Raw genomic sequence first — 12,831 nt, 5'->3', positions numbered from 1 at the left:
TACTACGCCGCCGAACGCGGCCTGGTCGACGACGTCATCGACCCCGCCGAGACCCGCGAGGTCCTCATCAACTCCCTCGCGATGCTCGCCAACAAACACGCCGACCGCCCGGCCCGCAAACACGGCAACCCCCCGCAATGACGCACCCGCGCTGACCCGGACAGGCACGCGGTGACGCCCACGACCGGAGGTCCCATGCCCGCAGCAGCCGACATCCGCATAGAAAAAGGCGAGGTCACGGACGCCGAACTGGCAGCCCTGACCGTCCTGCTCCTCTCCCTCACCACCCCCCGCCCCACCACCCCCTTCACCCCCACACCCCCCACCACAGCCTGGCGCCGAGACAACTACCGGCCCCCCCACAGCTGGCAGACCTGACTCCCCCACAAGCAACAAAAAGGGATCGGCTCCCCCAGGAGCCGATCCCTTCCCTTTTGCGGCGGCACCGGATGCTGGTCATGGCACAGGAAGACGCGACCTGGACAAGTTCGCGCCTCCCCGAAGCAGCTGAGAAGTCAGTGAAGGGGTGCAGCGCCGCTTGGTCTTCGGCCGAGGCAAGCACGGCGTTGCCGTTCCCGGCTCAGTCGGCGGTGCCGGGCTCCGCGACCCACTCGGCTCGCAGCCCGCTCACCGAGGCGATCATGTCGAAGTCGCCGTCGTAGTGCAGGAGCGTGGCCCGGTGCCGTTCGGCGGTTGCCGCGATGAGGACGTCGGCCAGCGACAGCGTCCGGTGAAAGCCGGCGTTCAGCGCCAGAGCCTGGATCGCGAGCGCCCGCTCGAACTCCTCGTCATTGCAGGGCATGTAGTCGAAACCACGGAGCAGCGTACGCAGGCGCAGCGCCTCGGGCTTTCCGCGCGCCGAGTACAGCACCTCGTACTCGGTCGGGGCGCAGACCGCCAGGAGCCCATCACGGTCCAGCGCATCCAGCCGCGCCCGCACCGCCGGCTTGCCTCGGCGGGCCAGCGCGGACTTGTCGATGAGGTAGCGCCCCTTCACGCCGCCGAAGCCCCGCCTTCGCGCTTCAACGAGCCGTCCGGATTCCGCGGCCCCGTCTGCGACCGGATCTCCGCGAACGCGTCCTCGAACTCACCCTCGTCGATGGCATCGAACAGCTCCCGGCGCAGCCTCAGCCGCACCCCCTCCTCCACGGCCGCCCGCACCGCGGCGGCCTTGGTCCATCCAGCACATCCAGCACCACACGGCCGGACAAATTGTGTACACATGGAACACTCGGTACGCTTGAGCGCATGACGCAGCCGCTGCCCATAGAGTCCATCCGCGACGTGCGCGCCCACCTGGCGGAAGTCGTGGAGCGCGCGGACCGCGACGACGTACCCACGGTCATCACGCGCCGGGGCAAGGAGGTCGCCGCCGTCGTCTCCATCGAGGTGTTGCGCAAGTACCAGGAGTGGGAAGAACGCGAGATCAACCGGATCATCGACGAGCGCATGGCGAACCCCGCGCCCGGCATCCCGATCGAGGACATCATGAGGGAGACGCTGGCACGCGGTGAGTGAGTACCGAACCGTCTTCCGCCCCGAGGCGCAGGCCGAGCTTCGGAAGATCCCTCGCGACATGGCGCTGCGCATCCTGGCCAAGCTGACCGAGCTGGAGAGCGATCCCCTCGGGTTCAACACCACCGCGCTCGTGTCGCAGCCGGAACGCCGCCGGCTGCGAGTCGGCGACTACCGGGTCGTCTACACGATCGACAACGGAGAGCTCGTGGTGTGGGTCGTCCATGTCGGACACCGGTCCACCGTTTACGAGACCTGATCGCCGCTGACCCCGCGTCAGAATATCCAGCACCCATCCAGCACGGTGACGGCGAAGGGATCGGACTCGACAGAGTCCGACCCCTTCTGACCTGCATGTTTGCCACGTCAGCGACGTGGTGTTAATTCATCCGCTCAGACGTTGAAGCGGAACTCCACCACATCCCCGTCCTGCATCACATACTCCTTGCCCTCCATGCGGGCCTTGCCCGCCGCGCGGGCCTCGGCTACCGAGCCTGTTTCGACCAGGTCGGCGAAGGAGATGACCTCGGCCTTGATGAAGCCCTTCTGGAAGTCCGTGTGGATGACGCCGGCCGCCTCGGGGGCCGTCGCGCCGCGCTTGATCGTCCAGGCGCGGGATTCCTTGGGGCCGGCCGTCAGGTACGTCTGGAGGCCCAGCGTGCGGAAGCCGACGTGGGCCAAGGTGGCGAGGCCCGGCTCCTCCTGGCCCACCGACTGGAGGAGTTCGAGGGCCTCGTCGTCGTCCAGTTCGGCGAGGTCCGCCTCCAGCTTGGCGTTGAGGAAGATCGCCTCCGCGGGGGCGACCAGCGCGCGCTGCTCGGCCTTGAAGTCGTCGTCCGTCAGCTCGTCCTCGTCGACGTTGAAGACGTAGAGGAAGGGCTTGGTGGTGAGGAGGTGGAGGTCGTGGAGGAGCTCCGAGCGCTCCGAGCCCTGGACGACGCCCTGGGAGAAGAGCGTGTCGCCGCGCTCCAGGATCTCCTTGGCCTCCTCCACCGCCTTGACCTTCGGCGCGACGTCCTTCTTGATGCGCGATTCCTTCTGGAGGCGCGGCAGGACCTTCTCGATGGTCTGGAGGTCGGCGAGGATCAGCTCGGTGTTGATCGTCTCGATGTCGTCCTTGGGCGAGACCTTGCCGTCGACGTGCACGACGTTCTCGTCCTTGAAGGCGCGGATGACCTGGCAGATCGCGTCCGACTCGCGGATGTTCGCGAGGAACTTGTTGCCGAGGCCCTCACCCTCGCTCGCGCCGCGCACGATACCGGCGATGTCGACGAAGTCGACCGTCGCGGGGAGGACCTTCTGCGAGGAGAAGATCTCGGCCAGCTTCGTCAGGCGGGGGTCGGGGACGCCGACGACGCCCACGTTCGGCTCGATCGTGGCGAACGGGTAGTTGGCCGCCAGCACGTCGTTCTTGGTCAGGGCGTTGAACAGGGTCGACTTGCCGACATTGGGCAGACCGACGATTCCGATCGTGAGCGACACGTTGCGACTTCCCGTACGTCAGGGCTGGGTGGGGCGGCCCTTCGTACCCGCGCCTGGTGCGTGCGCTTCGTACGGGGGCCGATCCACCAGTCTACGGCGTGCCGCCGGCTGCCCCTCCGGACGGCCGCCCGCCCGGCCCCCGCCCGGTCCTCTGCCCGTCCTGTCCCGGCCGCTCCCCGTCGAACGCATGGCCAAGGTCACTCAAAGGGCGTGTCCCGCGCCTGATTCCGCGCGGGAGCCGACCTAGGTTGGTCCAGTGGAGCAACACAGGACGCGTCCCCCTCAGCCCGACCCGAAGGCCGCCCCGGCGGCCCGGTCCCGACGGACCGCGCCCCTGCCCCCGCAGGGCAGGGCCGCGCGGCCCGGCACGGTGTACCGGGCCGCGGCCCGGTCGCGCCGTCCCGTCCCGCCGTTCGTCGAGGCGCTGCGCCGCGCCCCGCTGTACCGCAGGCTGCGGCAGCTGCCGAACCCGCGGCTGACCGGGCTCGGCAGCGGGCTGTTCTGCGCGACCGTGATGTTCCTGTTCGCCTGCCTGCTGCGGCTGCTCTTCGGCGGTTCCCTCGTCGCGTACGGCGTGCTGTTCCTGCCCGTGGCCGCGCTCACCGCGTTCTGGGTGCGCCCGGCCGACCTGGTCACCGCGCCGGTGGTGGTGCCGATCGCCTTCGCCGCGGGCGTCCTGCCGATCTCCGGCGGCAGCGGGGGGTTCGGCGGCCAGTTCATGGGGCTCGTGACGTCGCTGGCCCTGCACGCCGGCTGGCTGTACGGGGGCACCCTCGTCACCGGGGTCATCGTGACCGTGCGCAAGGCGCGGCTGATGACCGAGCGGCGCAGGACTCCCCGTCCGGCGCCCCGGCGGCCCGACGGCAAGGGCGTGCCCGCCGCCTGACCTCCCGGGACGCCTTCCCGGACGTCGGCCCGCGGCTACGCCTCGCCGGCCGCCGCCATCGCCGCTCCGACGATGCCCGCGTTGTTCTGGAGCTGGGCGGGGACGATCTCCGCCTCGATGCCCTCGATCAGCGGCAGGAACTTGTGCGCCTTGCGGCTGACACCGCCGCCGATGATGAACAGCTCCGGCGAGAACAGCATCTCCACGTGCGCGAGGTACTTCTGGACGCGCCGCGCCCAGTGCTCCCAGCTCAGGTCCTCGTCCTCGCGCGCCTTGGAGGAGGCCTTCTTCTCCGCGTCGTGGCCGTGCAGTTCGAGATGGCCCAGCTCGGTGTTGGGCACCAGCCGGCCGCCTGTGAACAGGGCGCTGCCGATGCCCGTGCCGAGGGTGAGCATCAGGACCGTGCCCGTGCGCCCCTTGCCCGCGCCGAAGTGCATCTCCGCGACGCCCGCCGCGTCCGCGTCGTTCAGGACGGTCACGGGGGCCCCGCCGAGCCGGTCGGAGACCAGCTTGCTGATGTCCTTGCCGATCCAGCTCTTGTCGACGTTCGCGGCCGTGCGCGCCGTGCCGTCGGTGATCACGCCGGGGAACGTGGCACCGACGGGCCCCGTCCAGCCGAAGTGCTCCACCACCTCGCACACGCCCTTCACCACCGCGTCCGGCGTCGCCGGATGCGGGGTCAGCACCTTGTGCCGCTCTTGCGCCAGGTCTCCGCGCTCCAGGTCCACGGGCGCGCCCTTGATCCCTGATCCGCCGATGTCCACACCGAAGATCTGCATGGCCCCCACGTTACGGCGAGGGTCGGCGCCGTGACAGCTCGGCCGGCACGATCAGCCCCGCGACAGCTCCGCCGCCTCGGCGCGCAGGTCCCTGCGGAGCTCCTTGGGCAGCGAGAAGGTGATGGACTCCTCGGCCGTCTTCACCGTCTCCACGTCGGCGTAGCCCCGCTCGGCGAGCCATTCGATGACGCCGTCCACCAGGACGTCCGGCACGGACGCGCCCGACGTCAGACCGACCGTGGTGACGCCCTCCAGCCAGGCCTCGTCGATCTCGCCGGCGTTGTCGACGAGGTAGGAGGCGGCGGCGCCCGCGTCCAGGGCGACCTCGACCATGCGGATGGAGTTCGAGGAGTTCTTGGAGCCGACGACGATGACCAGCTCGGCGTCCTCGGCGAGCTTCTTGACCGCGGTCTGGCGGTTCTGCGTGGCGTAGCAGATGTCGTCGCTGGGCGGCGACAGCAGGTTCGGGAACTTGCCCTTGAGGGCGTCGACCGTCTCCATCGTCTCGTCGACGGAGAGCGTGGTCTGGGAGAGCCAGACGACCTTGTCGGGGTCGCGGACCTCGACGTTCGCCACGTCCTCGGGGCCGTCGACCAGCGTGATGTGGTCGGGCGCCTCGCCGGAGGTGCCGATGACCTCCTCGTGGCCCTCGTGCCCGATCAGGAGGATGTCGTAGTCCTCCTTGGCGAACCGGACCGCTTCCTTGTGCACCTTGGTGACCAGCGGGCACGTCGCGTCGATCGTCGCGAGCTTGCGCTCGGCGGCCTCCGCGTGGACGGTCGGGGCGACGCCGTGCGCGGAGAACATGACGATGGAGCCCTCGGGCACCTCCGCCGTCTGGTCGACGAAGATCGCGCCCTTCTTCTCCAGGGTCTGCACCACGTACTTGTTGTGGACGATCTCGTGGCGGACGTAGATCGGGGCCCCGTACTGCTCCAGGGCCTTCTCGACGGCGATCACGGCACGGTCCACGCCCGCGCAGTAGCCACGGGGAGCGGCGAGCAGGACACGGCGGGAGCCAGGCGTTGCAGTCATGCCCCCCATCGTAAGGCCGCGTCCAGCGCGTCAAAGATCGCCGCGTTGGAGAGACTGGAGCCCTGCGTCGAGCTACGGAGGCACGATGTCCCGACAGTCCGCCAGTACGGGAGCCCACTCCGCGGGCGCCGACCCCGCCAAAGCCCCCGGGCCCGCCGAGGGTACGGGGCTGCGGCGCAGCCTCGGCTTCCGGGATCTCGTCGTCTACGGGCTGCTCTTCATCGCCCCCATGGCGCCGGTCGGAGTCTTCGGCACGCTCGACGCGAAGTCGCACGGCGCCGTCGCCCTCGTCTACCTGATCGCCACGGTCGCGATGGCGTTCACCGCTTTCAGCTACGCCCAGATGGTGCGGGTCGTCCCCCAGGCGGGGTCCGTCTTCGCGTACGCGCGCGTGGCGCTCGGCAAGGGCCCCGGGTTCATCGCCGGCTGGATGGCGATGCTGGACTACCTGCTGATCCCCGCGGTCGCCTACCTCTTCTCCGGGATCGCGATGAACTCGCTGGTCCCCTCGGTGTCCCGGTGGGTGTGGACGGCGATCGCGGTGCTCGTCACGACCGCGCTGAACCTGTGGGGCGTGCGGACGGCGGCACGGGTCGGCTTCGCGGTGCTCGCCATGGAAGTCGTGGTGCTGCTGGTCTTCGTCGTGGCCGCCGTGGTGGTCCTCGTGCAGGACGGGGCACGGCGGGACTGGCTGTCGCCGCTGACCGGGGACGGCTCGCAGGGGGCGTTCGCGCTGTCGGCGGTGGTGGGGGCGGTGTCCATCGCCGTCCTGTCGTATCTCGGCTTCGACGCGATCGCCTCCTTCGCGGAGGAGGTCACCGGCGGCTCCGCCAAGGTCGCGCGGGCGGTGCTGTTCTGCCTGGCGCTCGCGGGCGTGCTGTTCGTCGCCCAGACGTACCTGGTGGCGCTCCTGGAGCCGCTGTCCTCCGCCGAGCTGGCCGCCGAGCCCGGCAAGCAGGGGACGGCCTTCTACGACGCCGTGAACTCGGCGGCCGGGACGTGGCTGCACGATCTGGTGGCCGTCAGCAAGGCGATCGGCGCGGCGTTCGCGGCGCTGGCCGGGCAGGCGGCGGCGGGGCGGCTGCTCTTCGCGATGGCGCGGGAGCGGCGGCTGCCGAAGGCCCTGTCCCGGACGGACTCCGGCACTCCCCGGGTCGCGCTGCTGTGCGCGGCCGTGGTGACGCTGGTCGCCGCGGTGTGGGCGGCTCGGCGGGACGACGGGATGGATCACCTGGTGTCGGTGGTGGACATCGGGGCGCTGACGGCGTTCCTGCTGCTGCACGCGAGTGTCGTCGGGTGGTTCGCGGTGCGGCACCGGGAGGACGGGTTCAGCTGGTGGCGGCATCTGCTGGTGCCCGTGCTGGGGGCGGTGATCGTGGTGGCGGTCATCTGGGAGGCGTCCGGGGCGGCGCAGGTGGTGGGGGCGGTGTGGTTGGGGGTGGGGCTTGTCGTGCTTTTCGCACAGCGGGGCCGTTGGGGGGTGCTTTGAGCCGCCGCTTCGCGGCGGGTGTCTCCACCCACCCACCCGTTTACCCGGGGTCGTGCCCGTGCCGTAGGGACGCCCGGTTGCCCCGGGTCGCGTCCGTGCCGTAGGGGCGCTTTCGGTCCGCCCTGGGTGTCATACCCTCCGACTACGCTCGGCGCATGGCTCTCAACACGTCCGCGGACGCGCCGCTCCCCGTGGGGCAGGTGTCGCGGCTCATCGGTGGGTGGATCGACCGGCTCGGCGCCGTCTGGGTCGAGGGGCAGATCACCCAGCTGTCCCGCAGACCGGGCGCCGGCGTGGTCTTCCTGACGCTGCGCGACCCCTCGCACGACATCTCGGTGAGCGTCACCTGCTACCGCCAGGTGTTCGACGCCGTGGCGGACGTCGTCTCCGAGGGCGCCCGTGTCGTCGTCCACGCCAAGCCGGAGTGGTACGCGCCGCGCGGGCAGCTGTCCCTGCGGGCCGCCGAGATAAGGCCGGTCGGCGTCGGTGAGCTGCTGGCGCGGATCGAGCAGCTGAAGAAGAGCCTCGCCGCGGAGGGCCTGTTCGCGCCCGGGTGCAAGAAGCCGCTGCCGTTCCTGCCGCAGCTCATCGGCCTCGTCACGGGCCGCGCCTCGGCCGCCGAGCGGGACGTCCTGGAGAACGCCCGGCACCGCTGGCCCGCCGTCCGCTTCGAGGTGCGCGCCGTGCCCGTCCAGGGCGTGCACGCGGTGCCGCAGGTCGTCCGGGCCGTGCAGGAGCTGGACGCGCTCGACGAGGTCGACGTGATCATCGTGGCGCGGGGCGGCGGCAGCGTAGAGGACCTGCTGCCGTTCTCCGACGAGCAGCTGATCAGGGCGGTGGCGGCCTGCCGTACGCCGGTGGTCTCGGCGATCGGGCACGAGCCGGACAGTCCGCTGCTCGATCTCGTGGCGGACCTGCGGGCCTCCACGCCCACGGACGCCGCCAAGAAGGTCGTGCCGGACGTCGGCGAGGAGTACGAGCGCGTACGGGGTCTGAGCGAGCGCGCCCGGCGCTGCGTGGACGCCTTCCTCGACCGGGAGGAGCGCGGCCTCGCGCACGCCCTGGCCCGCCCCGCCATGGAGCACCCGCACCGGATGGTCGAGGAGCGCGAGGAGCAGGTCTCGGCGCTCGTCGACCGGGCCCGGCGCACGCTCGGGCACCTGTTGGACCGGGCGTCCTCGGAGCTGACGCACACGCACGCACGCGTGGTGGCCCTCTCCCCCGCCGCGACCCTCCAGCGGGGGTACGCGGTGCTGCAGAAGGCGGACGGCGCGGTCGTCCGGGCCCCGCAGGAGGTGGACGCCGGCGAGGAGTTGCGGGCCCGCGTCGCCGAGGGCGAGTTCACCGTACGAGCCGAACGGGCCGAACAGGCCGAACAGGCCGAGCCAGCCGAAGCAACCGCGCCGACCGAACCAACCGCACGAGCCGGACGAACCGCACGGAACGAGAATTAGGGTGACCGCATGACCAGCAAGACGGACGAGGCCGTGGGCCCGGCGGACGCGCTCGGGTACGAGCAGGCGCGGGACGAGCTGATCGAGGTCGTACGCCGCCTGGAGACCGGCGGCACGACCCTGGAGGAGTCACTCGCCCTGTGGGAGCGGGGCGAGAAGCTGGCGACGGTGTGCCGCCGCTGGCTGGACGGCGCGCGCGCCCGCCTGGACGCGGCGCTCGCGGGTGAGGGCGGGGAGGGGACCGGGGCCACCGAGGACGTCGACGACCCCGAGGACCCCCGCGACGGCGCGGACGTCTGAACGGGCGAGGCTTGTGAGGCGAATCACGACCCACCTCATTTGGTTGAAACTTAAACGTTGCGGTCGTACTATCGTCCATGCCTGTTGATATCCCGCCGTAACGAGAAGGTTGATCATGTCTCTCGCCCTTGACCCCGCCGCCCAGGACCTGCTCTTCCGCGAGGCCCGCACCGCGAACACCTTCACCGACGAGCCGGTCACCGAGGAGCAGGTCCAGGCGATCTACGACCTGGTCAAGTACGGCCCGACCGCCTTCAACCAGTCGCCGCTGCGCGTCACCCTGGTGCGCTCCCCCGAGGCCCGCGAGCGCCTGGTCGCGCACATGGCCGAGGGCAACCGCCCGAAGACGGCGACGGCCCCGCTGGTCGCGATCCTCTCCGCGGACAACGAGTTCCACGAGGAGCTCCCGGCGCTTTTCCCGCACTTCCCGCAGGCCAAGGACGTCTTCTTCGCCGAGCGCCCGGCCCGTGAGCAGGCCGCGCTGGTGAACGCCACGCTCCAGGCCGGCTACTTCATCGTGGGCGTGCGCGCCGCCGGTCTGGCCGCGGGCCCGATGACCGGCTTCGACTTCGCGGGCGTCCAGAAGGAGTTCCTGGACGACGACCACACCCCGCTGATGATCGTCAACATCGGCAAGCCGGGCGAGGACGCCTGGTTCCCGCGCTCCCCGCGGCTGGCCTACGAGGACGTCGTCACCACGGTCTGATCCGCACGGTCTGATCCGCGCCGTCTGATCGGCACGGTCTGATCGGCGGGCGCCCTCAGCGCCCGAACCGGCACGCGAAGGGCCCCCGGCACGCCGCCGGGGGCCCTTCGCGTGCCCGCGCACCCGCCCGCCCGGGCGGGTCAGCCGGTCCGCAGCGACTGCGCCATCTTCGTGAGCTGTCCGAACGACGCCGTGCCGGTGACGACGGTCGTCGCGCCCTTCTCGGTGCTCACCAGGGCGTCGTACGTCGAGCCCTCGTAGCGCTGCCACGTCCGGCCGCCGATCTTCTCGGTGGCGTCCGTCCTGCGGGCCTCCTGCGTGGCGCCCTCGATGAACCTGGCCGGCTTGGCGGTGGACTGCTTGATCGCCACGTACTCGCCGTCGGGGTCGAGGAAGCCCAGGTGCCACGCGTCGTGGTCGGCGCCGTCGAACCGCACGGACGTCGGCTTCCACTCCTTGGACAGGCCCTCGGGCGCCGCCACCGGATAGGCCGCGGCCCGCCGGGCCGTCAGAAGCTCCACGCGGTAGTCGACCCGCTTGACGGGGGTCTCGGACTCGTCATGCGGGACGAAGATGTAGATCACGCCCGCGACCAGGGCGATCACCACCAACGACCACAGCATGTTCTTGACGGTCTGGTTGCCTTGTCTGCCTGCCACGCCCCCATGGTCTCAGGCGCCGGCCGCGCCCCGTCGCCCGGTGCCCGGTCCGCTCATGCGTGGGGCCCACTGCTCATTTTGTCGGCCTACGGATAGAGTCGTTCACAATCCCTCATCCGGCCGTCGTCGTATCAGCAGAGAGGTGCGTCCCGATGACCGAGCATCATCTTCCGTCCGAGCTCGAGGTTTCCCCCGAGGCTCCCGACCGCAACCTCGCCCTGGAGCTCGTCCGGGTCACCGAGGCGGCCGCCATGGCCGCGGGCCGCTGGGTCGGCCGCGGCGACAAGAACGGCGCGGACGGCGCCGCGGTCAGGGCCATGCGGACCCTGGTCCACACCGTCTCGATGAACGGCGTCGTGGTCATCGGGGAGGGCGAGAAGGACGAGGCCCCGATGCTCTTCAACGGAGAGCGCATCGGTGACGGCACCGGCGCCGAGGTCGACATCGCCGTCGACCCGATCGACGGCACGACGCTGACCGCGAAGGGCATGCCCAACGCGATCGCCGTCCTGGCCGCCGCCGACCGCGGCGCGATGTTCGACCCCTCCGCCGTGTTCTACATGGACAAGCTGGTCACCGGCCCCGAGGCCGCGGACTACGTCGACATCAACGCGCCCGCGTCGGTCAACATCCGCCGGGTCGCCAAGGCCAAGAACTCCTCGCCCGAGGACGTCACGGTGATGATCCTGGACCGCCCCCGCCACGAGGGCATCGTCAAGGAGATCCGCGAGACCGGCGCCCGCATCAAGTTCATCTCCGACGGCGACGTCGCCGGCTCGGTCATGGCCGTGCGCGAGGGCACCGGCGTCGACCTCCTGATGGGCATCGGCGGCACCCCCGAGGGCATCATCTCGGCCTGCGCGATCAAGTGCCTGGGCGGCGTGATCCAGGGCAAGCTGTGGCCGAAGGACGACGCGGAGCGCCAGCGCGCCCTCGACGCCGGTCACGACCTGGACCGCACGCTCTCCACGGACGACCTGGTCAAGGGCGACAACGTCTTCTTCGTCGCGACCGGCATCACCGACGGCGAGCTGCTCCAGGGCGTGCGCTACCGCGCGGCGACCGCCTCGACGTCGTCCCTGGTCATGCGGTCCAAGTCGGGCACCATCCGCAAGATCGACTCCGACCACCGGCTCTCGAAGCTGCGGGCGTACAGCGCGATCGACTTCGACCGCGCGAAGTAGTCCCACCGCGCGAAGCGGCGCGTACGACGAAGGGGGCGTCCCGTGCGGGGGACGCCCCCTTCGGCATGGGCCAGCAGGGGGTCTGCCGCGCCGGGGCTAGCCGGCCGCGGCGATCCCCGTCGCGGCGGCCGCCTTCTTCAGTTCCACGTCCCGCCTGCGGCGGCGGGCCAGGACCACGCGGCGCTCGGCGGCGGTCAGGCCGCCCCACACGCCGTACGGCTCGGGCTGGAGCAGAGCGTGTTCGCGGCACTCGACCATCACCGGGCAGCGGCCGCAGACCCGCTTGGCCGCCTCCTCGCGCGAGAGTCTGGCCGCGGTCGGCTCCTTGGACGGGGCGAAGAACAGTCCGGCTTCGTCGCGGCGGCACACCGCCTCCGTGTGCCAGGGCGCGTCATCGGTCCGATCACGCGCGGGCCCCCGCTGAGCCGGGACAGCGGCGACCTGCAGGGACTGACGCGAGGGTTGCAGCACGGTCTACTCCTGACGACGGCTTCGCGAGCGAGAGACGATGCAGCAAGCTCTACCCGCTGTGTGCGCGCCTATGCACTGAGTTCCGACGCGCGGAAGTGCGGCCTCCCCTCGCGGCGCGCGGACCGTCAGTGCCCGAGGTGCTTGCGCAGCCTCTGATGCAGGTCACGGACGAACTTGCCGCGCTTGGGCCGCGCCTCGATGCTGCCGAGGATCGCCATGCCGTCCACGAAGACGACCGGGGCGTCCTGGTCGGGCGAGTCGAGGGTGTCCACCTCGAAGCTGCCGAGGACGCCCGTGCCGCTGCCGCGCAGCGAGACGTTCTCCGGGAGGCGGATCTCGACCGAGCCGAAGATCGCGATCGCCTTGATGACGACCTGGCGCTGCTCGAAGATCGCCTCGCTCAGGTCTATCTCGACGCTGCCGAAGACGGCGTACGCGTGGGTGCGCCGGGCCACCCGCCAGCGGCCCTTGCGGACGGAGCCGCTGAGGACGGCCACCAGGTTCTCGTCCGCGACCGGCGGGATCGCTCCGGGGGACGGCCTGGAGGGGACGGGGCCGGGGGTGGGCCCGGACGGGGTCCTGGGGTGGGCGGCGGAATCCTGGGCGGCGGGCAAGTCCCGTACCAGTGGCTGCAGCTCGGCCATCGTCTTGGCGCGATAGACGCCCTCGACGCGGTCCGCGTGCTCGTCGGCGGTGAGGCGGCCCTCGGCCAGGGCCTCGCGGAGGATGTCCGCGGTGCGGTCCCGGTCGGCGTCGGAGGCGCGGAGGGATCCCGGCTCCTCGGCTGGGGCGGGAGCGGGCTGCGGGAGACGCTTTTCGAGGTCCACGTCGGCAGCGTACCCAAACGCGATAGATCGCGACTACCCCTGTG

The 12,831-nt window shown here is 71.0% G+C and carries 18 protein-coding genes; 10 read left to right on the top strand and 8 right to left on the bottom strand.

Annotated features, from left to right (window positions below):
- Nucleotides 1–141 (top strand): carboxyl transferase domain-containing protein (locus ACZ516_RS31815; protein WP_358590560.1); only part of this gene is annotated, 141 nt, incomplete at its 5' end.
- 54 nt (nucleotides 142–195) lie between these two features.
- Nucleotides 196–378, top strand: coding sequence for an acyl-CoA carboxylase epsilon subunit (locus ACZ516_RS31810; RefSeq protein WP_358590557.1), 183 nt, complete (start codon nucleotides 196–198; stop codon nucleotides 376–378).
- Nucleotides 379–580: 202 nt separating this feature from the next.
- On the opposite strand, the gene ACZ516_RS31805 is transcribed toward ACZ516_RS31810, so the two are convergent.
- Entirely contained in the window at nucleotides 581–997 is a 417-nt protein-coding gene (locus ACZ516_RS31805; protein ID WP_358590554.1) for a PIN domain nuclease, read from the bottom strand.
- Complete coding sequence (locus ACZ516_RS31800) at nucleotides 994–1,137, bottom strand: hypothetical protein (protein WP_469013038.1); 144 nt, start codon at nucleotides 1,135–1,137, stop codon at nucleotides 994–996. Before ACZ516_RS31800 ends, ACZ516_RS31805 begins: the two co-directional genes overlap by 4 nt.
- 111 nt (nucleotides 1,138–1,248) lie before the next feature.
- Between ACZ516_RS31800 and ACZ516_RS31795 the strand changes: the two genes are divergently transcribed.
- Both ACZ516_RS31795 and ACZ516_RS31790 read left to right on the top strand, forming a co-directional pair.
- Nucleotides 1,249–1,518, top strand: coding sequence for a type II toxin-antitoxin system Phd/YefM family antitoxin (locus ACZ516_RS31795; RefSeq protein ID WP_019434848.1), 270 nt, complete (start codon nucleotides 1,249–1,251; stop codon nucleotides 1,516–1,518).
- A complete protein-coding gene (locus ACZ516_RS31790; RefSeq protein WP_099889685.1) occupies nucleotides 1,511–1,774 on the top strand; it encodes a type II toxin-antitoxin system RelE family toxin in 264 nt (87 codons plus the stop codon). Before ACZ516_RS31795 ends, ACZ516_RS31790 begins: the two co-directional genes overlap by 8 nt.
- Nucleotides 1,775–1,908: 134 nt before the next feature.
- Here ACZ516_RS31790 and ychF read toward each other — a convergent pair whose 3' ends face one another.
- The gene (ychF, locus tag ACZ516_RS31785) at nucleotides 1,909–2,997 is read right to left on the bottom strand and encodes a redox-regulated ATPase YchF (protein ID WP_358590547.1); all 1,089 of its coding nucleotides are present in this window, start codon (nucleotides 2,995–2,997) and stop codon (nucleotides 1,909–1,911) included.
- Between the two features lie 256 nt (nucleotides 2,998–3,253).
- Between ychF and ACZ516_RS31780 the strand changes: the two genes are divergently transcribed.
- Nucleotides 3,254–3,883 (top strand): DUF6542 domain-containing protein, encoded by a 630-nt coding sequence (locus tag ACZ516_RS31780; protein ID WP_358911965.1) that lies wholly within the window; start codon nucleotides 3,254–3,256, stop codon nucleotides 3,881–3,883.
- 35 nt (nucleotides 3,884–3,918) lie between these two features.
- Here ACZ516_RS31780 and ppgK read toward each other — a convergent pair whose 3' ends face one another.
- Nucleotides 3,919–4,662, bottom strand: coding sequence for a polyphosphate--glucose phosphotransferase (ppgK, locus tag ACZ516_RS31775; protein ID WP_358590511.1), 744 nt, complete (start codon nucleotides 4,660–4,662; stop codon nucleotides 3,919–3,921).
- Nucleotides 4,663–4,713: 51 nt separating this feature from the next.
- Nucleotides 4,714–5,706 carry a 4-hydroxy-3-methylbut-2-enyl diphosphate reductase gene (locus ACZ516_RS31770; RefSeq protein ID WP_469013035.1) on the bottom strand — a complete coding sequence of 331 codons (993 nt, stop codon included), beginning with the start codon at nucleotides 5,704–5,706 and terminating at the stop codon, nucleotides 4,714–4,716.
- A 76-nt stretch (nucleotides 5,707–5,782) separates the two neighbouring features.
- On the opposite strand from ACZ516_RS31770, the gene ACZ516_RS31765 reads away from it, so the two are divergent.
- The 4 genes from ACZ516_RS31765 (at nucleotide 5,783) to ACZ516_RS31750 (ending at nucleotide 9,646) form a co-directional block, all read left to right on the top strand.
- Nucleotides 5,783–7,186, top strand: coding sequence for an APC family permease (locus tag ACZ516_RS31765; RefSeq protein WP_469013033.1), 1,404 nt, complete (start codon nucleotides 5,783–5,785; stop codon nucleotides 7,184–7,186).
- Between the two features lie 155 nt (nucleotides 7,187–7,341).
- Nucleotides 7,342–8,640, top strand: a complete 1,299-nt coding sequence (xseA, locus tag ACZ516_RS31760; RefSeq protein ID WP_469013032.1) for an exodeoxyribonuclease VII large subunit — start codon at nucleotides 7,342–7,344, stop codon at nucleotides 8,638–8,640.
- Between the two features lie 9 nt (nucleotides 8,641–8,649).
- Complete coding sequence (locus ACZ516_RS31755; protein ID WP_361087495.1) at nucleotides 8,650–8,940, top strand: exodeoxyribonuclease VII small subunit; 291 nt, start codon at nucleotides 8,650–8,652, stop codon at nucleotides 8,938–8,940.
- Between the two features lie 115 nt (nucleotides 8,941–9,055).
- Complete coding sequence (locus ACZ516_RS31750) at nucleotides 9,056–9,646, top strand: malonic semialdehyde reductase (RefSeq protein WP_358589890.1); 591 nt, start codon at nucleotides 9,056–9,058, stop codon at nucleotides 9,644–9,646.
- A gap of 140 nt (nucleotides 9,647–9,786) precedes the next feature.
- Here ACZ516_RS31750 and ACZ516_RS31745 read toward each other — a convergent pair whose 3' ends face one another.
- Nucleotides 9,787–10,305, bottom strand: a complete 519-nt coding sequence (locus tag ACZ516_RS31745; RefSeq protein ID WP_358697447.1) for a DUF4245 domain-containing protein — start codon at nucleotides 10,303–10,305, stop codon at nucleotides 9,787–9,789.
- Between the two features lie 152 nt (nucleotides 10,306–10,457).
- Between ACZ516_RS31745 and glpX the strand changes: the two genes are divergently transcribed.
- Nucleotides 10,458–11,489, top strand: a complete 1,032-nt coding sequence (gene glpX, locus ACZ516_RS31740) for a class II fructose-bisphosphatase (RefSeq protein WP_127909988.1) — start codon at nucleotides 10,458–10,460, stop codon at nucleotides 11,487–11,489.
- A 96-nt stretch (nucleotides 11,490–11,585) separates the two neighbouring features.
- On the opposite strand, the gene ACZ516_RS31735 is transcribed toward glpX, so the two are convergent.
- Nucleotides 11,586–11,960: a WhiB family transcriptional regulator gene (locus ACZ516_RS31735; protein ID WP_358589894.1), complete on the bottom strand. Its 375-nt coding sequence runs from the start codon at nucleotides 11,958–11,960 to the stop codon at nucleotides 11,586–11,588.
- Nucleotides 11,961–12,085: 125 nt separating this feature from the next.
- The gene (locus ACZ516_RS31730) at nucleotides 12,086–12,787 is read right to left on the bottom strand and encodes a DUF1707 SHOCT-like domain-containing protein (RefSeq protein ID WP_358697445.1); all 702 of its coding nucleotides are present in this window, start codon (nucleotides 12,785–12,787) and stop codon (nucleotides 12,086–12,088) included.
- Nucleotides 12,788–12,831 lie beyond the last annotated feature (44 nt).

The sequence above is a fragment of the Streptomyces sp. NPDC034037 genome (genome assembly GCF_055575715.1).
Note: the sequence above shows the minus strand (reverse complement) of the source record. Positions and strands in the feature narration are given on the sequence as shown.

What these genes read in the sequence shown, in the direction of transcription:
- ACZ516_RS31770 (WP_469013035.1), bottom strand. Translation starts at nt 5,706, where the DNA reads ATGGGGGGCATGACTGCAACGCCTGGCTCCCGCCGTGTCCTGCTCGCC.
- ACZ516_RS31755 (WP_361087495.1), top strand. Translation starts at nt 8,650, where the DNA reads ATGACCAGCAAGACGGACGAGGCCGTGGGCCCGGCGGACGCGCTCGGG.
- ppgK (WP_358590511.1), bottom strand. Translation starts at nt 4,662, where the DNA reads ATGCAGATCTTCGGTGTGGACATCGGCGGATCAGGGATCAAGGGCGCG.
- ACZ516_RS31795 (WP_019434848.1), top strand. Translation starts at nt 1,249, where the DNA reads ATGACGCAGCCGCTGCCCATAGAGTCCATCCGCGACGTGCGCGCCCAC.
- ACZ516_RS31765 (WP_469013033.1), top strand. Translation starts at nt 5,783, where the DNA reads ATGTCCCGACAGTCCGCCAGTACGGGAGCCCACTCCGCGGGCGCCGAC.
- glpX (WP_127909988.1), top strand. Translation starts at nt 10,458, where the DNA reads ATGACCGAGCATCATCTTCCGTCCGAGCTCGAGGTTTCCCCCGAGGCT.
- xseA (WP_469013032.1), top strand. Translation starts at nt 7,342, where the DNA reads ATGGCTCTCAACACGTCCGCGGACGCGCCGCTCCCCGTGGGGCAGGTG.
- ACZ516_RS31750 (WP_358589890.1), top strand. Translation starts at nt 9,056, where the DNA reads ATGTCTCTCGCCCTTGACCCCGCCGCCCAGGACCTGCTCTTCCGCGAG.
- ACZ516_RS31810 (WP_358590557.1), top strand. Translation starts at nt 196, where the DNA reads ATGCCCGCAGCAGCCGACATCCGCATAGAAAAAGGCGAGGTCACGGAC.